Here is a 24,627-nt window from a genome sequence, read left to right as displayed (position 1 = left end):
CCTGTTGTGGTTCGGTTCATTGGACGCGTTCGATGCGCAGCGGAAATTCCCCGGGGATATGAAGCGCTTCATAGCCTTTATCGAAGCGCCCCAGCCGGATGAGGCCGGGATGCCTGTAGTCGGCATAGAACATCGCGAGATTGCCCCAGGGCATGTAATAACAGAGGTCGTAAGGTCGCTCGTTTTCGAACGGACCGTGGCCTTCGACCGTCAGCTTTCGAGGGAGATAGGCGATCTTCTCGTTGGAGCCGAAGTCAGCGATCCTGACGTCGAGCGGCAGCATGGACGCGAAATCGCGGGCTGACGGATTGTTGTAGAGCGTCGCTATCATCGTGTTTTCTGCGAAAATCAGCTTGATCTTCAAATCGGTCCTCTCCTGATTGTTAGGCCCGCCTTTGCTGAAAGCTCGCCCGGGCAGGATGAAGGCGGCGGCCATCGCCAGCAGGATGCGTCGGGCGAAAACCGCCGGGCGACCATTCACGATCGCCTCCGCGCCAGCCGCCAGGCGACAAAAGAGGCAAGCGAGGAACCGCAGAGCAACAATGCGCTCAGTGTGAAGGCCGACCACCAGCCGAAACTGTCGAATAAAATGCCGCCGACCGAGGCCCCCGCCGTGATCGCCAGTTGAATGACGGCAACCTGCAGCCCGCCGCCGGTCTCGGCATCATCAGGCAGAATGCGGCTCAGCCAGGTGCCCCAGCCAACCGGTGCGGCGGTTCCAACGAAACCCCAGCCGACAAGTGCGGCTGCGACAGGAAGTTTCGCGTCGCCAAAGGCGACCATGAAGAGCGCGATACCGGCCATCAACAGGGGAATGATCGCAAGAATGCTGAAGAGACGGTGTTGCAGCAGCCGGCCGACGACCCAGGTTCCAACCGCCCCCGCCAATCCCATGATCAGCAGCAGCAGCGACAGCATCGTGATTTCGACCCGCGTGACCTGCTCGAGAAAGGGCCGCAGATAAGTAAAAAGTGCGAACTGACCCATGAACAACAGCAGGATCGCGACCATGCCCGCCGTGACGGCTGGACGTCCAAGCAGCCTGAAGACATTCGCGGATGAAAGGGCGCGGCGCGGCGGAAGTTCCGGCAGGACGATCCATTGCCACAGGAGCGCAAGCAGGCCGATAGGCATGACCAGAAAGAAGGCGCCGCGCCAGCCGATATAGGCGCCCAGCAGGCTGCCAAGTGGGGCGGAAACCGTTGCCGCAACCGCGTTGCCGGCATTCAGCAGTGCAAGTGCTTTCGGCACCTGATCATGGGAGACGAGACGCATCACGATCGCGGTGGACATCGACCAGAAGCCGCCGATCGAGATTCCGAGCAATGCCCGGCCAAGCATCAAGAGCGGGAAAGACGGTGCAAGGGTGACCACGATGCCGGACACCATCAAGAGCGCCGTGAGGCCGAGTACGACAACGCGCCGGTCCAGCCGCCGGGTCAGGCCGGTAATCAACAGGCTGGTGATAACCGCAAAGATGCCGGAGATGGAGATCGCCTGCCCCGTATTACCTTCTGAAACGCCGAGATCGGCGGCGATCGGCGTCAGCAGACTGACGGGCATGAATTCCGAAGCGATCAACACGAAGGCGCAGAGCGTCATGCAAAACACGGCGCTCCATGCCGCATGTCTGCTGCCCATCTTTTCGTCATAGGTGAGAGTCATTCGCCAGATCCCACTAAAATCCCGGTTTCTTTCGATGGCGGGAAGATATTGCCGGGCGACTTTGCGGACAATCCGTGCTAATTCGCATGGACTTATCGAAATTCAATATTAATCAGAGGTTTTTGATGCAGCGAGAGGATATGAAGGATCTCCTCTGGTTCATGGAGGTTGCCAAAGAGCGGAGCTTTACGAAGGCTGCGGCGACGCTCGGAACATCGCAATCGACATTGAGCTATACAATCAAGCAGCTTGAAGCCCGGCTGGGCGTGCGCCTGCTGACGCGGACGACACGCAGCGTGGCCACGACGGAAGCCGGCGAACGCCTGCTTTTATCTATCGCTCCGCGATTTCAGGGGATCGAGGCGGATCTGGCGGATCTCGTCGCCTTTCGCGAAAAGCCCTCAGGCACCTTGCGCCTCACCCTGTCCGATCACGCCCTGCAAACAACCGTCTGGCCGAAACTGGGCCGCGTCCTGTCCAACTATCCCGACATTCGTATTGAGCTCTATAGCGACAATGGCATGCGCAATATTGTCGAGGAACGCTTCGACGCCGGCGTGCGACTGGGCGAGAGCGTCGACAGGGACATGATCGCCGTTCGGATCGGCCCGGACTGGCGTCTGAGAGCCGTGGCTTCGCCAGACTATTTCGTCAGACACGGCATCCCTGTCATACCCCAGGATCTGGTCGGCCATGTCTGCATCAATACACGTCAGGCAACCTGGGGTGGATTTTACGCATGGGAATTTGAAAAGGACGGGCGGGAGCTGCGGGTCAGGGTTGACGGACAACTAAGCTTCAATTCCTCGATCTCCCAGATCGACGCCGCGATGAAAGGCTACGGGATCGCATACGTTCCGGAAGACCTCGTCGAGGCGCACATCGCTGAAGGGAGATTGCAGGCGGTTCTGGACAATTGGAGCGAGCCCTTCACCGGCTATCACCTCTATTATCCGAGCAGGCGTCAGATGTCTCCGGCGATGAAGGTGATCATCGACGCCCTGCGCCATCATGCCTGATACGGAGGGTTGACCTCCTATCGGAACAACCGCCCTGAACCCAAACCGGCCGTCATTCGTGGCGGATCATCGCGGCCCGCGTCTGTCCGTCTAAAGCATTGCCATATCCACGAAACGGGAAATCACAGCTTCCTCTCCCTAAAAACAAACTTCACGGCACCCGATATAAAGGAGACAAAGCAAATTATTGACTGCGGCTGACGCCCGTTACATCAGCGAATCAGCTTGCGACAAGAATTGTTGTTCCGTTTTGACCGACAATAAACATTAAACCCTTGCGCTCCCGCCTGCTCAAACGGGCGCTACTTATACGAGCGCGGACATATCTGGTTTCCCGCAGTGAAAACCGACCGACTGGGTAATTGGATTCGCAATTTTATACTCTATAAAGCTCTAAGATACGCAAACATCAAGAATAAACGCGCCCCCTCCAAATATTAACTAGGCTTTAAATGTTCGCCTGATATGACACGCACGTCGCGAAGATGTTAAGCGGCGGAAATTATTAAGCGGCATTCGCACAAGCTAGCGTGGAAAATCCGGGCCCCCTTCTCCGGCTCGAATTGCATGATGCCTTTCCAGCGCAGGTTCACATGAGCCATGTTCTCCACAATTTCGCTTTATTTGCGGATGTCGGACCGCTGTCATCATGGGCAGTGTCTGGCGGCAGATAGGCGTGACCAGTCGCCATTCGGTAAAGGACACGTTCATGACTTCGATTCTTTCCTCACTGTCTGCTGTGCAGATTTCCAAGCTTTCCACGTCCACCATTGCCAGCCTAACCTCTGAAGACGTGAATGCCCTTGACAGCACCAAGATCAAGGCCCTCTCGTCGTCTCAGATCGCTTCTTTGAGCACAGATAACCTTGCGCTCTTCAGCTCTGAAGACCTCCGGGCCATTTCGGTGAGCGCCTTTAAGGGACTGACCCTGACCCAGATCGCAAAACTGAGCTCCGCTCAGATCAGCGGCCTGTCGGCGTCTCAGGTTACGGCACTTTACACCAGCCAGATCGACGCCCTCTCAACCGACCAGATCAAGGCTCTTAACTCGGCTCAGGTCGCCGGTCTCAGCTCCGCACAGGTTGCAACCCTGAATAGCAGCGAACTGGCTCTGTTCTCGACCGACGAAATCAAGGCCATTAGCGCCAATGCAATTGCCGGCCTTTCTGCGGCTGCACTTGCTGCCCTCGGCACAGAAAACGCCGCCGCTCTGACAAAGTCTCAGATCGCCGCCCTGTCTTCGACGCAGCTGAACGCCCTTTCTTCCGACAGCCTTGCCACCTTCTCCGCCGATGAAGTCAAGGCCATCAGCACAAAGCTCCTCGCCGGCCTCGACGTCAGCAAGCTGAGCACTGGCAACATCGCCGCCCTGAGCAGAACGCAGATTTCGGCACTGTCCTCGGCACAGTTCGCAGCTCTCTCGACCGATCAGATCAAGGCCCTCAACTCCGATCAGGTTGCCGGTCTCAGCTCCGCACAGGTCGCCACCCTGAGCAGCAGCGAACTGGCTCTGTTCTCGACCGACGAGATCAAGGCCATCAGCGCCAATGCCATCGCCGGTCTTACCCTGGCGGGTCTCGGCACCGAAAACGCCGCCGCTCTGACAAAGACGCAGATCGCCGGCCTGTCTTCGACACAGCTGAACGCCCTGTCCTCCGACAGCCTTGCCACCTTCTCCGCCGATGAAGTCAAGGCCATCAGCACGAAGGCACTCGCTGGCATCGACGTCACCAAGCTGAGCACTGGCAACATCGCCGCCCTGAGCAGAACGCAGGCAGCGGCGCTTTCCTCGGCGCAGTTCGCAGCCCTGTCGACCGATCAGATCAAGGCACTCACCTCCGATCAGGTCGCCGGTCTCAGCTCCGCACAGGTCGCCACCCTGAACAGCAGCGAACTGGCATTGTTCTCCTCTGACGAGATCAAGGCTATCAGCGCCAATGCCATCGCCGGTCTTTCCGCCGCTGCACTTGCTGGCCTCGGTACAGAAAACGCCGCCGCACTGACAAAGACGCAGATCGCTGGCCTGTCTTCGGCACAGCTCAACGCCCTGTCCTCCGACAACCTTGCCACCTTCTCTGCCGACGAGGTCAAGGCCATCAGCACCAGAGCCCTCGCCGGTCTTGATGCCAGCAAGCTGAGCACCGGCAACATTGCGGCCCTGAGCAGAACGCAGATTTCGGCACTGTCCTCGACACAGTTCGCAGCTCTCTCGACCGATCAGATCAAGGCCCTCAACTCCGATCAGGTTGCCGGTCTCAGCTCCGCCCAAGTTGCGACCCTGAACAGCAGCGAACTGGCACTCTTCTCGACCGACGAGATCAAGGCCATCAGCGCCAATGCCATCGCCGGTCTTACCCTGGCTGGTCTCGGCACCGAAAACGCCGCCGCTCTGACAAAAACGCAGATCGCCGGCCTGTCTTCGACACAGCTGAACGCCCTGTCTTCCGACAGCCTTGCCACCTTCTCCGCCGATGAAGTCAAGGCCATCAGCACGAAGGCTCTCGCAGGCATCGACGTCACCAAGCTGAGCACCGGTAACATCGCCGCCCTGAGCAGAACGCAGGCAGCGGCACTGTCCTCGGCGCAGTTTGCAGCTCTCTCGACCGATCAGATCAAGGCCCTTAACTCCGATCAGGTTGCCGGCCTCAGCTCCGCACAGGTCGCCACCCTGAGCAGCAGCGAACTGGCGCTGTTCTCGACCGACGAGATCAAGGCTCTCAGCGCCAATGCCATCGCCGGTCTTACCCTGACCGGTCTCGGCACCGAAAACGCTGCGGCATTGACCAAGACGCAGATCGCCGGCCTGTCTTCGACACAGCTCAACGCCCTGTCTTCCGACAGCCTTGCCACCTTCTCCGCCGATGAGGTCAAAGCCATCAGCACCAAGGCACTGGCAGGCCTCGACGTCAGCAAGCTGAGCACCGGTAACATCGCCGCCCTGAGCAGAACACAGGCCGCAGCACTTTCCACGGCGCAGTTCGCAGCTCTCTCGACCGATCAGATCACGGCCCTCGGCTCCGATCAGGTCGCCGGTCTCAGCTCCGCCCAGGTTGCGACCCTGAGCAGCAGCGAACTGGCACTGTTCTCGACCGATGAGATCAAAGCGATCAGCGCAAATGCCATCGCCGGTCTTTCCGCGGCGGCGCTCGCGGGCCTCGGCACCGCAAACGCCGCGGCACTGACAAAGACGCAGATCGCTGGCCTGTCTTCGGCACAGCTTGGCGCCCTGTCCTCTGATAGCCTTGCCACCTTCTCGACCGACGAGGTCAAGGCCATCAGCACCAAGGCACTCGCAGGCCTCGATGCCAGCAAGCTGAGCACCGATAACGTCGCCGCCCTGAGCAAAGCACAGGCCTCAGCGCTCTCTTCGGCACAGTTCGCGGCCCTGTCGACCGACCAGATCAAGGCCCTCAACTCCGATCAGGTTTCCGGCCTCAGCTCCGCACAGATCGCGACCCTGAACAGCAGCGAACTGGCACTCTTCTCGACCGATGAGATCAAAGCGATCAGCGCAAATGCCGTCGCCGGTCTCTCCACAGCTGCCATTGGTGGTCTGAACAGCGCCCAGGCCGGCGCTCTCTCGCCCCAGCAGCTCAAGGTCATGAACGATGCACAGGTCGAGGCGGTCATCAAAGCCTACAAGGCAGTATAAGACTTAAACGACCAGAAAACCTACGACGCGGCTCAGGGCCGCGTCGTAACATTTTAATTGCAGAATGCCCCAGAAGGACATTCAGTCTCTGTCATGGCAAAAATATCCATCATCATTCCGGCCTTCAACATGGCCAGTCTTATCGCCGAGACACTCGACAGTGTTCTGCGTAATGAAACCGAAATGGATATCGTCGTTGTCGACGATGCCTCCACCGACAATACCTGCGACATCGTTGCGCAATACATGGCGCGGCACGCCAATATAAGGCTGATGCGCAGCGAGACGAACACCGGCCCGGGCGTCGCCCGCAACAGGGCGCTGGCGACAATCGACAGCGAATATTGCCTGTTTCACGATGCTGACGACCTCCTGCATGAGGGAGCCGTCGATACCGTTCTGCCCCTGATGGACGAGACGAATATCGATGTCGCGGCATTCAGATATAGCGTGCTGAGAACGGCCGGTGGCGCTCCTGGCGAAATGGCGCCTATCGACAAGAATATCTGGGATAGCGTCCTCGGTAGTCGCGACAGCGCCATGATCGATCTCGACTCGACCGCGCAATTCCTGGTGACGATCAACTACCCGTGGAACAAGATACTGCGGACATCTTTCATTCACCAGACGAAATGGCGCTTCTCCACGGCGCGGATCAACGAAGACATCCTGCCGCATTGGGCGGCCTATATGAATGCCGGGCGCTTTCTGGCCATTAACAGCAGCCTGACAACACATCGCCTCATCCCGGGACGGGAGCAGCATACGAGCACTTTCGACGAGCGCCGACTTGAAATGTTCGCGGCGCTGAAAGACACCGAAAAGCTTTTCCTGGAAAATCCGATCTTCAGGGCAAAATATTACCCGATCTTCATCGTCTTCAAGGCAGGTCTGCTGGAATGGGCGGCCAAGCAGATGCGGGAGGACCTGCACGGTCTTTTCCGGGAATATGTCGCACATTCATACCAATACTTCACAGACGAAGACTTCGACAGTGTCTATAGGATAAACCCGTCAATCGCTCTGGCGAGCTACAGGATGAAACATTCCCGTCGCTAGACATGTGAGTGATCCTTATTGCGGCACGACAGCATCAACGCCTCAGAAGCCGGCGCCTGACTGGGAGAAACCTTCGCCCCGCCGGGCCGCCGGCTGATCTGGACACGCAACCCCGCCTCAAACACATCCAGCCACAGGCAAGTTACCTGCGATAGCTAAATACGGCCCATCAACAGGCCGTTTTATCTTCGACCCTTTGTCGCCTTGCCGCAGGATGTCATGACCGCCAACCACGTCTCTCCTTCAAATGACGACACCGCTCCCAGCGCACTTGATCTTGCGCGGAACCAACGGTTAAGTCTCATGGATCTGCTGAGCGTGACCGAGGCGCTCAATGCCGCCGGCCAACGAGCCGCTGCTGTGGAACTCTACAAGACCTGGGTCGCATTCAACGACAACAATCCCGTCATTCATCTTGCCTATTTCAACTATGCCGTCGCGCTCAGCCAGCTCGGCGACCGCGCGGGCGCCGTACAGGCATTCCGCGCCTGTTTGAAGGCCAATCCGCAATTCGCTCCCGGCCACATCAATCTCGGCCGTGTCCTTGAAGATAGCGGATTGATCGGCCAGGCTGTGGAACAGTGGTCGCATTATGCCGAGACGACGAAACATCTCGACGCCGAAGCGGTGGGCCATCGGCATATGGCCCTGCAGAACATCGGCCGGGTCCTCGAAGGCGCTGGAAAGCTTGATGACGCTGAGACCGCCTTGCTGCAGGCGTTCGAGCTGCGGCCGGAATTGCCGGAAGCAGGCCAGCACTGGGTGTCATTGCGGCAGCGGCAGTGCAAATGGCCGGTGCTTGCGCCCTCGAACCACGTCCCTGCCCGCAAGATGCTCGACGCCATGTCGTCGCTGACGCTGAGCTGTTACGCCGACGATCCGATGTTCCAGCTGGCCAAGGCATATCGCTATAGCAAAACGGTGGTCGGCACGCGCCCGGACCTCAGCCGTTTTCCGCGCAGATCACCGAAGCAGAAGTCCGGGACCGGTGAGCGGCTGCGCGTCGGCTACCTCTCGTCGGATCTTCGCGACCATGCCGTGGGCTTCGCTCTTTGCGAGGTTCTGGAGTTGCATGACAAGAACAGCCTTGAGGTTTTCGCCTATTATTGCGGTAACGTCCGCAACACTGACAGCACGCAGGAGCGGATCAAGGCGGCGGTTCATTGCTGGCGGGATATCCATGGCCTCGACGATGCCGCGGCGGCATCGCAGATCATTTCCGACGACATTGATATCCTGATCGACGTGAATGGCTACACCAAGGACGCTCGCACGAAGATCTTCGCCTATCGTCCCGCGCCTGTTATCGTCAGTTTCTGCGGCTATCCCGGATCGATGGGAAGCCCCTTCCATCAATACCTGATCTCTGACGGCTACATGATCCCGCCGGAGAACGACATCTATTACTCCGAAAAGGTCCTGCGCATCGCCTGTGACCAGCCGCTTGACCGCAAGCGCCTAATCGCCGCCCGGCCAAGCCGGGCCGAGGTCGGACTGCCGGAGGATGCATTCGTTTATGCCAGCTTCAACGGCATGCAGAAGATTACCGAAAGCTGCTTTGCGCGATGGATGACGATCCTGTCTGAAACGCCGGGCAGCCTGTTGTGGCTGCTGGCGGGCGATGAAGATGTCAATCAACACCTGCAAGGCATCGCAGAAAAAAGTGGCATCGCACCGGAACGGCTCGTATTTGCGCCGAAGGTCCCGAACCCGCAACATATTGCCCGTATCGGCGTCGCCGATCTGTTTCTGGATACGTTCCCTTATGGCGCTCACTCCACGGCCGCGGATGCGATAACATCCGGCCTGCCCGTCCTCACCATGCCCGGCAAGACATTTGCGGCGCGCTTCTGCGGCAGCATCGTCACGGCAGCGGGTGTTCCGGAAATGATTTGTTCTTCGCCGGAAGATTATGTCGCCCGCGCCATCGGTTTCGAACGCGACCGGAAGAGCCTTCTGGAGGTTAGAGAATCGATCGCCCGGCAGCGCGACACCAGCGTATTGCGCGATATCCCCGCTCTGGCGCAACGTCTGGAAGAGCTGTTCTGGCAGATGCAGGGCGAATGTGAGCGCGGCGAGACACCGGTGCCGGATCTCAGCAATCTCGATCTCTATTACGAACTGGGCGCGGAAGCCGTATTCGAGAACATAGAGTTTGAAGACGAGCAGAGCTACCGCAACCGCTACCTCAAGAAGCTTACCCAGTGGCACGACTATGCGCCAATTCCCTATGACCGTCGCCTCTGGCAGAAACCGGACAACTGAGCGCGGACTATTCTCGACCGGCCGGGGCACGCGCTGCACGGCAGTTCTTCGATGCAAATCTTGACCGCCCGCCGGGCGACGTATGAACAGGACTGATTATCAATGTTCGCGGACGAAAGAATTGTCATTGTGGGCGCCGGGCTTTCCGGCGCAGTCATTGGCCGGGAGCTTGCACTGGCAGGCCATATGGTCGACATCGTCGACGCCCGCGACCACATTGCCGGCAATTGCCACACCGAACGCGACAGTGAGACTGGCGTCATGGTGCATGTTTACGGTCCGCATATCTTCCATACCGACGACAAGGAAGTCTGGGACTATGTGAACGGCTTCCAGACGTTCATGCCCTACAAGAACCGCGTCAAGACGACGAGCGGCGAGCGCGTCTATTCGCTGCCGGTCAATCTGCATACGATCAACCAGTTTTTCGGCAAGAATTTCCGACCCGATGAAGCCCGGGCCTTCATCGAGGAAAAGGCCGACAAGTCGATTACCGACCCACAGACGTTTGAGGAGCAGGCGCTACGCTTCGTCGGCCGCGATCTCTATGAGGCCTTCTTCAAGGGATATACCGAGAAGCAATGGGGCTGCTCGCCGACAGAGCTGCCGGCCTCGATCCTGAAGCGCCTACCGGTGCGCTTCAACTATGACGACAACTACTTCTTCCACAAATATCAGGGCATGCCGGAAACCGGCTATACGGACATGATCGAGCGCATCCTCGATCATCCGAACATCACCGTCAGGCTTGGCACACATTTCCAGCGCACCGAGGCGCCCGCCTCCGGGCACGTTTTCTATTCCGGTCCGCTTGACGGTTATTTCGACTTCGAATTCGGCCGCCTGGCATACCGGACGCTGAACTTCGAACGCTTCACCTATGACGGCGACTACCAGGGCTGCGCGGTGATGAACTATGGCGATGTTGCGGTACCCTTTACCCGCATCACCGAACACAAGCACTTTTCTCCGTGGGAGGAACATGCAGGCTCCGTCTGCTACAGGGAGTTCTCCCATGAATGCGGCCCGCAGGACATTCCCTATTATCCCATCCGGCTGGTCGAAGACAAAGAACAGCTTGCCGAATATGTGGCGCGTGCCGAACGGGAAGCGTCGGTAACCTTTGTCGGACGGCTGGGGACCTATCGTTATCTCGACATGGACGCGACCATTCGAGAGGCGCTCGATACCGCCCGGCTCTATCTCGCCAGGCAATCGGAGGGTGCTCCCATGCCGGCATTTCTGCATTCGCCCGTCTGAAACGGATCTGTCGCGTTCTTCTCCATGACACGCGCCGGCTTTACCGGAGCTCGCCGACGTTTTGCCGCGACGGCATAACGTCCCTCGCCGGCGGCGTTAAAGACAAGTATCGCAAAGGGAGATCGGCTGAGACGTAGCAACTTCAGGTTCAGGCAAGCCCGATTGCGTAATCAACATCTGAAAAATGGTGGACCCGAATAACCGATCCCCCTTTGGGGGGCTTGGGCGGAAAATCCACCTGTTAAGCTTGGACTTTAGGATTTTTCAGACATGACGTCGATCATTTCTTCCCTGAATGTCAATCAGATCAGATATCTTTCGACAGAGGCGGTCGCAGCGTGGACAACCGACGACGTGGCGTCGCTTTCCACAACGCAGATCAAAGCGCTCTCGTCGGCTCAGATCGCGGCATTGGATGTAGAGGATGTCAAAGTCCTCAACTCGCAACAGTTGAGCGCCATTTCGCAGGTCGCCATCGTTGGCCTGACGCTGGATCAACTCAATATTCTCGATCAATACGCCATTAAAAGTCTGAATTCGAGCCAGGTTTCTGCGCTCACCACCACCCAGCTTCAGGCCCTGACGACCGATCAAGCGGAGGCTTTGACCTCATCTCAGGTGCGCGCCCTCAGTGCGACGCAAATTGCCGCCCTGAGCGCGGAAGATATCGCAACATTCTCAACCGCTGATATGGCCGCGATCACGAACAGAGCCGTGCCGGGCCTGAGCACGGAAGTGATTGCAGGTCTGACCCCGGATCAAATCGCGGCCCTGAGCACAAGCGCCGTTGCAAGCCTGACAACCGACCAGGTCGCGGTCCTGAGCCCGGATCAGGCCGAAGCCCTTACGCCGGCACAGGTCAGGGTGTTGAGCTCGATGCAACTCGCGGCCCTCGGCACAGATGACATAGCGACATTCTCCACCGCCGACATCGCGGCGATTACCGTCAAAGCCATGCCGGGCCTCAGCACCGAAGCAATCGCAGAGTTTACCCCTGATCGGATCGCCGCCCTCAATGCAAGTGCGATTGCGGGTCTGACAATCGACCATATCGAAAGCCTGAGCACCGCCCAGATCGCCGCATTGACGACGGCTCAGATTGCCGCGCTCAAAACAACGCACATCGCCGCCTTGAGCACGAGCCAGGTCGAAGCCCTGTCACCGGCACAGGTGAGATCGTTGAGTGCGGCACAATTCGTGGCCCTGAGTGCGGAGGATATAGCGACATTCTCAACCGCCGATATCGCGGAGATTACCGCCAAAGCCATGCCACGTCTGGGCACGGAGACGATCGGCACGCTTACCAGGGATCAGGTCGCCGCATTGACCACGGCCCAGATGAACGCGCTTGGCGTCGCGCAATTCCAGTCCCTGAGCGCTGCTCAGATCGAGGCCCTGTCAACCGCTCAGATTGCCGCCCTCAACACAGGGGTGATCGCAAACCTGATCGCCGATCAGATCGAAGCTTTTAGTACCCAGCAGGTCGAAGCCCTGTCCTCGGCACAGGTGAAGTTGCTGAACTCGGTACAACTTGCGGCTCTGAGCGCGGAGGACATAGCAACATTCTCGACCGCCGATATTGCGGCGATCACGAGCAAGGCCATGGCCGGCCTCAGCACGGACGCAATCGCGGCGCTGACCACCGCCCAGATCGCAGCCCTGACCACCAGCGCCATCGCCGGCCTGACGGCCGATCAGGTCGAAGCATTGAGCACCGGCCAGGTCGAGGCCCTGTCGCCGACACAGGTGAAGTCACTGAGTTCAACGCAAATTGCGGCCCTGAGCATTGAAGATCTGGCGACATTCTCGATCGCCGATATCGCAGCCATCACCAACAGAGCCATGCCGGGCCTGAACACGGATGTTATCGCAGCCCTCACCACGGCTCAGATCGGTGCCCTGAGCACCAGTGCTATTACCGGCCTGACCTCCGACCAGATCGAAGCCCTGAGCGGCAATCAGGTCAGCCTTCTATCCGCCGCGCAGATCAAGGCATTGAGCGCAGCACAGGTCGCCGCTCTCGGCAACGATGTGACCGCCTTGTCCACCAACCAAACAGCCATGTTGAGTGCTGCGGGCGTCAAGGGTCTGACCACGGATCAGATTGCAGCGCTCAGCATCGATCAGTTCTCGGCCTTGACCACCGTCCAGATCGGAGCTCTCAGCTCGGGACAGATTGCGGCATTGAGCACGGACAATATAGCATCGCTTTCCGTGGCCCAGCTCGCGGCAATGAGCACCTCTGGCATCGTCGGACTTTCGAGCAGCCAGATCGCCGCCCTCAGCACCGATCAGGTTTCCAGACTGTCGACCAAGCAGATGGGGCGGCTGAGCGCGGCACAGGTCGCCACCCTTGGTACAGACGACATAGCCGCTCTTTCAACCGCCCAGATTGCCTCCCTGAGCGCTGCGGGCATTGCGGGACTTAGCTCGCAGCAACTGGCGACCCTCAGCACCAGCCAGGCTGAAGCCCTGACGAGTGCGCAGATCGTCAATCTCGGCTCCACACAGATTGCGCAGCTGGGAACGGACGATCTGGCGAAATTCACGACCAAGGACATCGCCGCGATCAGTTCAAGTGCGATCTCAGGATTGTCGGCGGAGACCATCGCCTCCCTGACGACAGCCCAGATTGCCGCCCTGAATATGCAAAGCATCGCTGCGTTGAGCACCGTGCAGATCGCCGCCCTCAGCATCGCCCAGGTCGAGGCCTTGACCACCGCCCAGGTCAGCGCTCTCAGCTCCAAACAGATAGCGGCCCTGAGCGCGGACGACATTGCGACATTCTCGACCAAGGACATCGCCGCGATCAGTCCGAATGCGGTCGCGGGTTTATCAACGGAAACCATGGCGTCGCTGACGACAGCCCAGATTGCAGCGCTGAGCACGGCGGGCATTGGCGCACTGAGCACCGGGCAGGTCGCCGCCTTGAGTACCGCTCAGGTCGAGGCCTTGACCAGCGCCCAGGTCGGCGCACTCAGCTCGACGCAGGTAGCGGCCCTGGGCGCAGACGATATCGCAACGTTCTCGACCAGAGACATTGCCGCGCTCAGTTCGAATGCGGTCCCGGGCCTGTCAACGCAAACCATAGCGTCGCTGACAACAGCGCAGATCGCCGCGCTGAGTACAGCCGGCATCGGCGCGCTGAGCACGGGACAGGTCGCCGCCTTGACTGGCGATCAGGTGGACGTTCTGACCAATACCCAGATTGCTGCGCTCACCTCCAAACAGGTTGCGGCTCTCAGCGTGGCTGACATTGCCTCGCTTTCGGCGGCCCAGATCGCCGCCCTCAGCACCGGCGGTATAACGGGCCTGACCACTGATCAGATCGCGGCCCTCGACACCACGCAGGTCGAGGCCCTGACCGATATCCAGGTCGGTGCTCTCAGCTCGAAACAGATTGCAGTCTTGAGTACGGATGACATAGCAACGTTCTCGACCAAGGACATCGCGGCGATCAGTTCGAATGCCATCCCAGGTCTGTCAGCGGAAACCGTGGCGTCGATGACCACGGCTCAGATCGCAGCGTTGAGCACGGCCGGCATTGGTGGACTGAACACCGGACAGGTCGCCGTCCTGACCAGTGATCAGGTGGACGCCCTGATCAGTACCCAGGTGGGCGCCCTCACCTCCAAACAGGTTGCCGCTCTCAGCGTGGCCAGCATCGCCTCGCTTTCGGCAACCCAGATAGCCGCTCTCAGCACGGCGGGCATAGCGGGCCTGACCACTGACCAGATCGCAGCCCTGGGCACGGCGGCGCTACCCGGCCTGACCACCGACCAGATCGCGGCGCTCAACATCACACAGGTCGAGGCCCTCATCAGCGCCCAGGTCGGCGCCCTCACCTCCAAGCAGGTTGCGGCTCTCAGCGTAGCCGGCATCGCCTCGCTTTCAGCAGCCCAGATCGCCGCCCTCAGCACGGCGGGCGCGGCAGGCCTGACCGCTGATCAGATCACGGCCCTCAACACCGCTCAGGTCGAGGCCTTCACCAGCGCTCAGATCGGTGCTCTCGGTTCGAAACAGATTGCGGCCCTTGGCGCCGATGATCTCGATACATTCACCGCCGCTGAGCTGGCTGCCATCAGCTCGAGTGCGGTCTCGGGCCTGTCGGCAGCAACGATCGCTTCGCTGACGACAGCTCAGATCGCAGCCTTGGGTGCGGCGGCAGTGCCGGGTCTGACCACGGACCAGATCGCCGCCCTCGGCACCGGTCAGGTGAACGCGCTGACCAATGCCCAGATCGCCGCCCTCACCTCCAAACAGGTTGCGGCTTTGGATACGGCCGACATCGCCTCCCTTTCCGTAAACCAGATAGCTGCTCTGGACGCCAAGGCGATCGCAGGCCTTGGCAGCGCACAGACCGGCGCGTTGAGCATTGAACAGGTTCAGGCATTATCCACCCGTCAGATCGCATCGTTGAATTCGGATGCGCTCAAGGGCCTGTCTGCGGAGATGCTGGAAACCTTCTCGACAGAAGAACTCGCCGCGATTGGTTCAAGCGCGATAAAGGGACTGTCCACGGGCTTTATCGCCGCTCTTTCCACCGCTGAGGTGGCAGCCCTCAGTACGGCTGGCGTCGCCGGATTGACTGGCGATCAGATCAACGCCCTTGGCAGGGATCAGATCGAAGCACTCTCTACAAGCCAGATCGCCGCATTAAGTTCGGCCGGACTTGCGGGGTTGACGACTGAAGATCTGGCAACATTCTCGACCGGCGAGCTTGCTGCCATCAATTCGACGGCGATCAGGGGATTGTCCACCGCCGTTGTAGCGTCCCTGTCGCCTCAGGAGATCGCCGCCTTGACGACAAGCCAGGTGGCCGCGCTGAGCTACGGCCAGGTGGCGGCAATGGGATCTGCGCAAATCGGAGCGCTGTCACTGTCCCAGGTCAGCGCCCTCAATGCGATGCAAGCAGCCGCGCTTGGCGGCGACGACCTCACAACATTTTCCACCGAGCAGATCATCAGCTTGAGTTCGAGCGCGATCTCGGGATTGAGCACCGGTACGCTCGCTGCCTTGACAACATCCCAGGCGGCCGCCTTCACGCCAGGTCAGATCGCCGCCATGACCTCGGCGCAGGTTACGGCATTAAATAGCGCAAAGCCCACAAACAGCTCCGTGCAGGATATCGCCTCCTTCATCTCAACCACCGAGCAGCAGGCTGCGACCCCGGACAATGCAGCCGGGACCGACACATCAGCGAACGCTTCGAGTGAGACGCAAGAGGCGTCTGACGTCGCTGCAACCATTTTGTCCTACCTGGACGTCTGACTTTCGCTCGTGAGCAGACCTGAAAACCGGTCAAGCCCCAGCCGGCTTGACCACCATGCAAACGCATAGATGGACGGCAGTGCCGGGCTCATATCGCCCAAAAGCAGAACACCGGGAATCAGGGTCCAACAAACCTCCGATCCCCGGCGTCAATGTTCAAAGCGATGCTTTCAGTCCCTCAGCTGAGGCAGGCATGAAAGCAGGGCAAGGATCAAAACTCCTCCCAATTATCCGCCGCGGTATTCAGTGCCGCATTGCCGGAAAACGCAGCCTTGATCCTGCCGCCCAGGGCGCGGGCGGGAGAACGAGCGGGTCTGTCGGCGGGTGAAGCCGAACGCACTGGCGCAGCGGCCTCGCTGAACGAACCTTCCGACAGTTTGAACTGGGCGATGAGCCCGTTCAGCGAAGACGCCTCGCGCGCAAGCCCGTGGCTGGCGGCAGTGCTTTCTTCCACCATGGCGGCGTTCTTCTGGGTGTCCTGATCCATCTGGTTCACGGCCGTATTGATCTGCTGAAGGCCTGAGGATTGCTCCTGCGCCGATTCCGCGATGGCCGCAACGTGCCGGTTGATTTCCTTCACCTCCGTCACGATCAGTTCCAGCGCCCTGCCGGTTTCGCCAACCAGCTGTACACCCTGCTGAACCTGACCGTTCGATGTCGTGATCAGGTTCTTGATCTCCTTGGCGGCGCCGGCGGAGCGCTGCGCCAGTTCGCGAACCTCCTGCGCGACAACGGCAAAGCCTTTGCCCGCCTCTCCCGCACGCGCTGCTTCAACGCCCGCATTCAGCGCCAGAAGGTTGGTCTGGAACGCGATCTCGTCGATCACGCCGATGATATTGGAAATCTCATTGGCGGATGTCGCGATCTGCTCCATTGCCGCGACGGCCTGCTGTACCACCTCCCCGGACTTTTCAGCGCCGACTTTTGCGCGGCCGACGAGGTGACCCGCTTCCTGCGCCCGTTTCGTGGCGTCTTTCACCGTCGTGGTGATCTCTTCCAGCGCAGCCGCAGTCTCTTCGACGGCGGCAGCCTGCTGCTCCGTGCGTCTCGCCAGATCGTCTGCCGCAGACCTGATCTCGTTGGCGCCGGCATCAATGCCGCGTGCGTTCTGCGCCACCTGGCTCAAGGTCGACTGCAACTGCTCCGCAGCCCGGTTGAAATCACCACGGATACCGTCAAGGCCGGAGACGAATGGCTCAACGATCCGGTAAGTGACGTCGCCCTGGGCGATCTTCGAAAGGGCTGTGGCAAGATTGTCGACGGCAAACTGTACATCGGCAGCTTCCCTGGCCTTCTGTTTCTCGCGCTCGATCCGGTCCTTTTCCGAAGTCGACCGGTTGGCCTCCGTTTCATTCTCAAGCCGGAGGCGCTCGATTGCGCCTTCGCGAAATGCCTGAACGGCGGCGGCCATCTGGCCAACTTCATCCCTGCGATCCATTCCGGCGATTTCGCTCGCCGTATCACCCGCCGCCAGCGATTCCATACGCGCACGAAGCCGCGCAATCGGGGTGGTGATGCCTCGGGAGGAAACAAGCAGGCCAAGTGCGATCACAGCCAGAGAAACGAGCGCGAGCGTAATCAGGCCCGTCCAGATCGTCGTATTGGTGCTGGCTGTAAGACGCTCTCTCCCCTCATTCATGACCTGGATGAGCTGCTCATTGCCGGCACTGATCTTTGGCGAGACTTCGGCAATTTTTCGAAGCACGTTAAGCGCCATCTGCTGCGCTTCGGCGCGTTGCCCTGCCTGCATGAGGGCGATGACCTGATTACCGATCTCTTCGACTTCGACAACACCCTTGAGGATATCGCGGGCGGCTTCCGTGCGCGCCGGCACCAGCTCCATGATCTTGTTCTGGCGTTCCTCGAGTTGCTTACGGTCGGCTCTAAAGGTTTTGACGGCAGCTTCGAAATCGCCGCTGGCCGGGTCGTTAAGGCTGGCGCGAAGCATCTGCATGCCGAGCGCATTGAGGTTGCCGCTGGTTCTGGCGTTCAGAACCGCAGCAAGGGCCTCATGGCCGATGAAGTCGCTATAGACGTTGTCGGTTTTTTGATATTGCAGGCTGACGTAGCTTATTCCGGAAAGCGACATCAGGCTCATCAGCGAGATGACAAAAACGACCTTCGTTTTTATCTTGGTATTCTTCAGGAAAGACATGAATGGCCTCAAGGCAAGCACTCCTCCAGCCGCCCTCGCGGGAGGCCGGGGAATATATGATGAAACATCGCGGGTAGCTGTTGCCCCTCCTCATAGGGCGACAAGCGAGCGCCATTTTCGAACCGCCGCCAGGCAGGCCGAGGAGGCTTCACTTGTTCTACCGGCTCCGCCGATGAAACCTTGGAACCTGCGTATTTTAGATTTCACAAAATCACTAAATGAAGTGTTACCCGGACTATGCAATTGCTGACAATCCGCTGCACCGCAAACCCGTTCAGGCATCATTTTCACGTGTAGCGGCGGCCTCTGCGGCTATGCCGGAAACCGACGCCGCAAGGCTGACCGACACCGCGGTGACTCAGCCCCGCAACGGATGATTTTTCGGATATTTCTCACGTCAGGTCATGAAGGGCTTTGCCGAGCGGAGGTCCAACACGGAACTCGGAAAACCTGACCTCCAGCCCCTCGCGCTCCGGTGTGCAGCACATGGGCCCGACCTGATAAAATTGCGATTTTGGAAACGGGCAAAGTTTCAGAAGAGGCCAGCGGATTCCATCAGCGGATGTTTGAACGCGCAGCACGCCATCCGCAACGGTGACGCGCAGATACAGATCAGACGCGTCGCCTGCGTAGGCAGTTGTGGACCAGTCCGAGCGACCCAGAGTCAGCACATTGCCGATGCAGGCAACACCGTCCGACAACTCGATGCCTGCCTTGATCCAGTGTGACTCATCGATCCGGACCATGATCCCTGCCTGATCGTACAGTTCCTCATAACGTCCATGGATCCGCAATGAAGCGGTGAAATCCCCCTGCCATTCCATTCCGAAGAAGTGCCCGCTATCCCGCGTAAAGCCATAGTAGGTCTCACGCCAGAAATCGGAGCCTTTATCAGTGGTTACGTAGAGGACCTGGTTATCGAGCGACCATTGCTGCGGCTCATTATGCCAAACACACCTCTCGAACATGGGTATCCCTAGCTTCGTTCATACGACGGAATCGGTGGAGTTATACGTCGAGAGAGGCTGGCTGGCCAGCACACACGCATCTGCGATCGGCAAGCTTAGAAGCCGCGAAGGCACCAGCAGCACAAGCAAAAGCAGCGTAAAGCCCCCGGCCAATAGGAGCATCTCGCCAAAGGCAAGCCAGAAGAGAGCTCGCCATCTGCCTTCACGCGTTACCTTTCAGAACATATTCGTTTATCAGGAGGATGTTCAGCAATATCGCGACCTGCGCGGGTTCAAGCAGCGCGTCGTCGAAGTAGCTGAGGTCCGCGCAAGCCTGCCGGCCCTTGTCGAACAGGGCCGCAAGCAAACGGTGCGCATCAAGATCGATGGAGCCGGCGAGTTCGAGGCAGCCCGAGTCCGGCGGCATGAAGGCGGTGTCGAAATCGGCGCAATAGATGTCCAGCATCGCAATTGGTCTAGCGGATGGAAGGATTTGAACGCCCTATTTTGCGTGCAAGGCTCAGGCATTTAAAAGGGGCGATCAAGGACCGCCCCCGACGGAATATTCCTGTTTCAGTCCGCTTACGCAGGACGCTCCTCGCCTGCATTCGGTCGCCAGGTAATCAACCTCTTCTCCGCAAAATCCAGAATGAGGTCAATAATAAGAACAAAGACCGCGAGGATGATGATGCCCGCAAAAACACCGACCGCATCGAAGTTTCCTTCCGAGCGGGCGATCAGGTAACCGAGGCCAGCGGAAGCTCCCAGATATTCGCCGATGATTGCGCCGACCACCGCAAATCCGACGGAAGTGCGCAGCGACGATAAGATCCAGCTCGCCGCCGCCGGGAAATAGACATGACGCAGCAGATCCGAGCGCTTCGCACCAAGAATGCGGGTATTGGAAAGCACGACCGGGTTCACCTCGCGCACGCCCTGCATGGCGTTGAAGAACGTGACGAAGAAGACGAGCGTAACCGCAAGCGCAACCTTCGACCACAGGCCAAGACCGAGCCAGAGCACGAAGATCGGGGCCAGAACGACGCGCGGAATGGCATTCACGGCCTTGATGAACGGATCAAGCACGCGGGCGACGAAGGGGCTGAGGCCCAGCCAGACGCCGGCGCCGACGCCGAGACCTGTTCCGATGATATAGCCAAGCACCGTTTCGCTCAGCGTGATGCCGACATGCTTGTAAAAACCGGCATCGGCAACCCAGTCAATCACCTGTTTGACGATGTCATAGGGCGCGGGAAAGAAGAAGCGGTCGATGGCGCCCGAGGTGACACCGAGCTGCCAACCGCCCAAGAGCACGACCAGAAGAGCGATCTGGATGATACGAACATTAACGGCTTGCATAGCTTTTCTCCACTTCGCCACGCAGGGACGCCCATATATCGCGATAGAGCGTCATGAATTTTGGATCGAGTTTGATTTCCGCAACGTTGCGGGGCCGTTCAAGATCGACAGGGAAACTCTCGATGACTCGGCTTTTCGGGCCTGCAGCGAGAACGACAACCCGGTCTCCGAGCGCAATCGCCTCTTCCAGATCATGGGTGATCATCACCACCGCACGGCGATCCTCCTGCCACAGGCGCAGCAATTCGTTCTGCATGAGGTGGCGGGTATGAATATCCAATGCGGAGAAGGGTTCATCCATCAGGATGACCTTCGGCTCGGTAATGAGCGCCTGCGCCATCTGCACGCGTTTGCGCTGTCCACCGGAGAGCTGGTGCGGAAAACGGTCTCCGAAACCCTTCAGGCCAACCTTTTCAAGCCAGGCCTGAACCTTGGCGCGCCGCTCATTTTCGGGAACGCCGCGGAACACCAAGCCAAGCTCGACATTCTGAAACGCGGTCTTCCAGGGAAGAAGCGCGTCCTGCTGGAACAGATATCCGATGTTGTTCTGTACGCCCTTGACGAGCGAGCCGTCGATGGAAACCTTGCCCTGGGCGGGCTTCAACAGTCCCGCGATGGCGTTGAGAATGGTGGACTTTCCGCATCCCGTCGGCCCAACGATGGAGAGGAACTCGCCATCGCCGACCTTGAGATTTACGTTTTGCACGGCAACAAACGAACCGAACGCCATGGTCACGTCGTCGATTGCCACCATCGGCTGGGGTTTGAGTTCCGTCACGGGTTCTAGCTTTCTGGCTGGCGAAGACATGGCGGCCTCTCAGTTTGCGGCCTTCGAGGCCGCGGCCTCGACGAACTTGTTGGTGTAGGTGGTGTTGAGATCGATCGTCGCCTTTGCGACCGCATCGTTGAAGCTTTTCAGGACGGCCAGCGGCGTTTCGAGATCGGCAGGCTCAAACTTGCCATCTTCGGAGAAGATCGCCTTGGCCGCTTCAACTGCCTTGATATAGGTCTGCTTGTCTCCGGACACGAAATCATCGGGAAGCTTTGCGACGATTTCTTCCGCAGAATGCTGCTTCATCCAGTGCAGAGCCCGAACCGTTGCATTGGTGACCTTCTGGATCACTTCGGGATTGGCGTTGATATAATCCTGCGTCGCGTAAAGAACTGATGTCGGATAGATGCCGCCGTAGACATCCTTAGCGCCCTGATCACTACGGGCATCGATGAGGATCTTGCCGAGCCCGCGCTCCACGACGATGGTCGCGGCAGGGTCGTAATTGACGAGCAGATCGATCTTGCCCTGCTGCAGGGCTGCAACGGCCGCAGCGCCCGAACCGACACCGATGATGGAAATGTCGTTGTCGCTGAGATTATGCTGCTTCATGTAGTAGCGAATGAAGAAATCCGAAGAGGAGCCGGGCGACGTGATGCCGACCTTCTTGCCCTTGATCGTCTCGGGCTTGGCCGGATCGAAATCGGTGTCGTTCTTGCCCGCGAGAACCAGACCCGAGTTACGGGCGAGCTGCACGAAGCCGACCACGTGCTTGTTCTGCGACTGCATCTGGATCGTATGATCGTAGAAACCCACGGCAACGTCGGTGGAACCGGCAACCAGTGCCTGAAGCACCTTCGAGCCGCCCTGGGCAAAGTTCTCGGTCGTTACATCAAGGCCTTCCTCCTTGTAGAAGCCTAGACTGGCGGCCACGGGGAAAGGCAGGTTGTTGAGGTTGTACGAGCCAACGCTCATTCTGACGGATTCGGCATTGGCGGATGCCGCCAGCGCACAGAGCGCGGCGGTTGCAAGCAGATATTTACGCATAAGGGTCTCCTCCCGGTTTGACTATATTTTGCGCCACTATGGCCGCGTCTAGGCTGCGTCTTCAATCGCAGCGGTTGGTTTGGCGAAGGCAAAGCCTTCGAAAAGCCTGCGCGCCGTCCTTACAAGTCCGGCCGTTATTGCGCCGTTTCGCATTTCCAACTGCACGTCGAGGCAGCCGGCGGGATGTTCGATGCGGATCTGGGTGGGCACCGAAAGGCCTCCGGCCACATCATATGCGACGGAGCCTTTGGTGACAGCCGCCGTTGCGATGCCAACAGCACCGGTCGTCGCCAGTGCGGGATGACACTCGTTAGGCATGAAATACCGTACCGAGAGAGTGCCACCTTTACGGGCGGGCGCAACGAGCACCGGTTTCGGAATGACCATGTCTTTTACATCACCCATTCCCATCAACTTTCCAGCCTCAATGCGGATGCGCGTCATCCGTTCAATAAGGTCTTTGTTGGCGCTCAGGGTTTGCGGATCCTCGTAACCCGTCATGCCGAGATCTGCTGCGCGGATGAGAACCATCGGAATGGCGCAGTCTATGGCCGTCACGTTGACCCCATCGATCACGTCAACCGGCTTTCCGGTGGGCAGCAGCTTGCCGGTTTTCGCACCTGCTGCATCCATGAATGTCAATGCGATGGGCGCCGCCAGGCCCGGAACACCGTCGATCGAGGCGTCGCCGAGATAAATAACCTCGCGGCCGCGTGTCGGGACCTTCGCCTCGATCAGCTTGCCGGTATTCACGTTATGAATTCTCACAAGAGTATCGTTGCCCTGCGCTTCGACAAGCCCCGCTTCGATGGCGAAGGGGCCGACGGCGGCCAGCATGTTTCCGCAGTTTGGCGAATAGTCGACATACTGCCTGTCGGTCCGAACCTGTGCGAACAGATAATCTATGTCGGCGCCCCTGACCGTGGAAGGTCCGATAATCGCAACTTTGGACGTGACCGGATTGCCCCCGCCAATGCCGTCGATCTGCAACGGATGGCCCGACCCCATGATGGAAAGAAGGGCCGCGTCCCGGTCTGCTCGATCACGCGGAAGATCGGATGCAAGAAAGAACGGTCCACGCGACGTTCCACCGCGCATCAGCACACAGGGTATCTTCAGCAGATCGTTCATGGGTTGCCTCAATATTGCATTTGGCGGATCAATACGCCGTGTTGTTGCAATATGAGCAAAAGAGTCTAATCTGTTAAATGCAATGTTTTGGAGTTTTATTGCGTTATGAGCATCAATTGTGAAATTCTGGATCTGCGGGCATTTCAAGCGGTGGTTGAACTCGCCAGTTTCCACAGGGCCGCCGAGGCGCTGCACATCTCGCAACCGGCGCTCACCCGCCGCATCCAGAAACTGGAGCAGGCCATCGGGGCGCCACTTCTGGAAAGAACGACGCGCCACGTCGCGCCTACCGCCATGGGGCAGGAAGTCATGCCGCTCGTCCGGCGTATGCTCGAGGAATTTGACGGATCGCTTTTTGCCATGAAGGACGGCGCGCAAAGGCGCGGGCTTATTACGATGGCCTGCGTCCCCACTGCCGCTTTTTACTTTCTTCCGACCGTTATCAAGACCTTCAGCCAGCAATATCCCCACATAAGGCTGCGGATCAGGGATCTGACAGCCAATGAGGGTCTGCAGGCGGTCGCCAGAGGCGAGGTGGAATTCGGCATCAACCTAATGGGCAATTCCGATCCCGAGCTTTCATTCGAGCCACTCATCGATGACCCGTTCGTGCTGGCAATGCGAAAAGACCACCCTCTGGCAGCGTTCGAAACGATCGAGTGGGACCAGCTGGAGGCCTATCCGCTGGTCGTCGTGGATCGTTCAAGCGGCAACAGGACGCTTCTGGACAGCGCGCTTGCGCGGCACAATCTGAAATTGAACTGGTTTTATGAGGTCACGCATCTCAACACATCGCTCGGTCTCGTCGAAGCCGGGCTTGGGATTTCAGTCCTGCCGCGGCTGGCAACGCCGCAGGACGATCATCCATTCCTCATCACCCGGCCGATCGTCAACCCGGTGGTCTCCCGTACGATTGGCATCGTGCAAAGGCGAAGCAGTGCTCTTTCCCCAGCCGCCGAAAAATTTGTGAGGATGCTGCTCGAGACCTGGAAAACACAATGATCTCTTTAGAAAAATACCTTCTA

16 protein-coding genes are annotated in these 24,627 nt (G+C 59.0%); 7 read left to right on the top strand and 9 right to left on the bottom strand.

The window, feature by feature from the left end:
- Positions 1 to 16: 16 nt before the first annotated feature.
- A complete protein-coding gene (locus V6S97_RS19815) occupies positions 17 to 481 on the bottom strand; it encodes a cyclophilin-like fold protein (protein ID WP_111792738.1) in 465 nt (154 codons plus the stop codon).
- Complete coding sequence (locus V6S97_RS19810; RefSeq protein ID WP_112207965.1) at positions 478 to 1,665, bottom strand: MFS transporter; 1,188 nt, start codon at positions 1,663 to 1,665, stop codon at positions 478 to 480. The genes V6S97_RS19815 and V6S97_RS19810 overlap by 4 nt, the downstream gene beginning before the upstream one ends.
- Before the next feature lie 125 nt (positions 1,666 to 1,790).
- Between V6S97_RS19810 and V6S97_RS19805 the strand changes: the two genes are divergently transcribed.
- From V6S97_RS19805 to V6S97_RS19780, 6 genes are all read left to right on the top strand, one after another.
- Entirely contained in the window at positions 1,791 to 2,684 is an 894-nt protein-coding gene (locus V6S97_RS19805; protein ID WP_035213264.1) for a LysR family transcriptional regulator, read from the top strand.
- 709 nt (positions 2,685 to 3,393) lie between these two features.
- The gene (locus V6S97_RS19800; RefSeq protein WP_111792740.1) at positions 3,394 to 6,336 is read left to right on the top strand and encodes a beta strand repeat-containing protein; all 2,943 of its coding nucleotides are present in this window, start codon (positions 3,394 to 3,396) and stop codon (positions 6,334 to 6,336) included.
- 93 nt (positions 6,337 to 6,429) lie between these two features.
- Positions 6,430 to 7,395: a glycosyltransferase gene (locus V6S97_RS19795; RefSeq protein ID WP_060723757.1), complete on the top strand. Its 966-nt coding sequence runs from the start codon at positions 6,430 to 6,432 to the stop codon at positions 7,393 to 7,395.
- A gap of 219 nt (positions 7,396 to 7,614) precedes the next feature.
- Positions 7,615 to 9,660, top strand: a complete 2,046-nt coding sequence (locus V6S97_RS19790; protein WP_111792741.1) for an O-linked N-acetylglucosamine transferase, SPINDLY family protein — start codon at positions 7,615 to 7,617, stop codon at positions 9,658 to 9,660.
- 102 nt (positions 9,661 to 9,762) lie between these two features.
- Entirely contained in the window at positions 9,763 to 10,920 is a 1,158-nt protein-coding gene (glf, locus tag V6S97_RS19785; protein ID WP_003510423.1) for a UDP-galactopyranose mutase, read from the top strand.
- Between the two features lie 270 nt (positions 10,921 to 11,190).
- Positions 11,191 to 16,191 (top strand): beta strand repeat-containing protein, encoded by a 5,001-nt coding sequence (locus V6S97_RS19780; protein ID WP_334427661.1) that lies wholly within the window; start codon positions 11,191 to 11,193, stop codon positions 16,189 to 16,191.
- 211 nt (positions 16,192 to 16,402) lie between these two features.
- Here V6S97_RS19780 and V6S97_RS19775 read toward each other — a convergent pair whose 3' ends face one another.
- From V6S97_RS19775 to V6S97_RS19745, 7 genes are all read right to left on the bottom strand, one after another.
- Entirely contained in the window at positions 16,403 to 18,346 is a 1,944-nt protein-coding gene (locus tag V6S97_RS19775) for a methyl-accepting chemotaxis protein (protein ID WP_111792744.1), read from the bottom strand.
- 392 nt (positions 18,347 to 18,738) lie between these two features.
- A complete protein-coding gene (locus tag V6S97_RS19770; protein WP_060727546.1) occupies positions 18,739 to 19,314 on the bottom strand; it encodes a DUF1349 domain-containing protein in 576 nt (191 codons plus the stop codon).
- 202 nt (positions 19,315 to 19,516) lie between these two features.
- Complete coding sequence (locus tag V6S97_RS19765; protein WP_003510191.1) at positions 19,517 to 19,759, bottom strand: hypothetical protein; 243 nt, start codon at positions 19,757 to 19,759, stop codon at positions 19,517 to 19,519.
- A gap of 116 nt (positions 19,760 to 19,875) precedes the next feature.
- Positions 19,876 to 20,652 carry an ABC transporter permease gene (locus V6S97_RS19760; RefSeq protein WP_020009013.1) on the bottom strand — a complete coding sequence of 259 codons (777 nt, stop codon included), beginning with the start codon at positions 20,650 to 20,652 and terminating at the stop codon, positions 19,876 to 19,878.
- Positions 20,639 to 21,460: an ABC transporter ATP-binding protein gene (locus tag V6S97_RS19755; RefSeq protein WP_112356969.1), complete on the bottom strand. Its 822-nt coding sequence runs from the start codon at positions 21,458 to 21,460 to the stop codon at positions 20,639 to 20,641. The genes V6S97_RS19760 and V6S97_RS19755 overlap by 14 nt, the downstream gene beginning before the upstream one ends.
- 9 nt (positions 21,461 to 21,469) lie before the next feature.
- Entirely contained in the window at positions 21,470 to 22,471 is a 1,002-nt protein-coding gene (locus V6S97_RS19750) for an ABC transporter substrate-binding protein (protein WP_003510196.1), read from the bottom strand.
- Positions 22,472 to 22,519: 48 nt separating this feature from the next.
- The gene (locus V6S97_RS19745) at positions 22,520 to 23,602 is read right to left on the bottom strand and encodes a 4-oxalomesaconate tautomerase (RefSeq protein WP_003510198.1); all 1,083 of its coding nucleotides are present in this window, start codon (positions 23,600 to 23,602) and stop codon (positions 22,520 to 22,522) included.
- 105 nt (positions 23,603 to 23,707) lie between these two features.
- Between V6S97_RS19745 and V6S97_RS19740 the strand changes: the two genes are divergently transcribed.
- A complete protein-coding gene (locus tag V6S97_RS19740; RefSeq protein WP_003510199.1) occupies positions 23,708 to 24,604 on the top strand; it encodes a LysR family transcriptional regulator in 897 nt (298 codons plus the stop codon).
- The last annotated feature ends 23 nt before the right edge of the window (positions 24,605 to 24,627 follow it).

It is taken from the genome of Agrobacterium sp. CCNWLW155, assembly GCF_036888815.1.
Classification (GTDB): Bacteria; Pseudomonadota; Alphaproteobacteria; order Rhizobiales; family Rhizobiaceae; genus Agrobacterium; species Agrobacterium radiobacter.
This window is presented reverse-complemented; position numbering and strand designations above follow the sequence as displayed.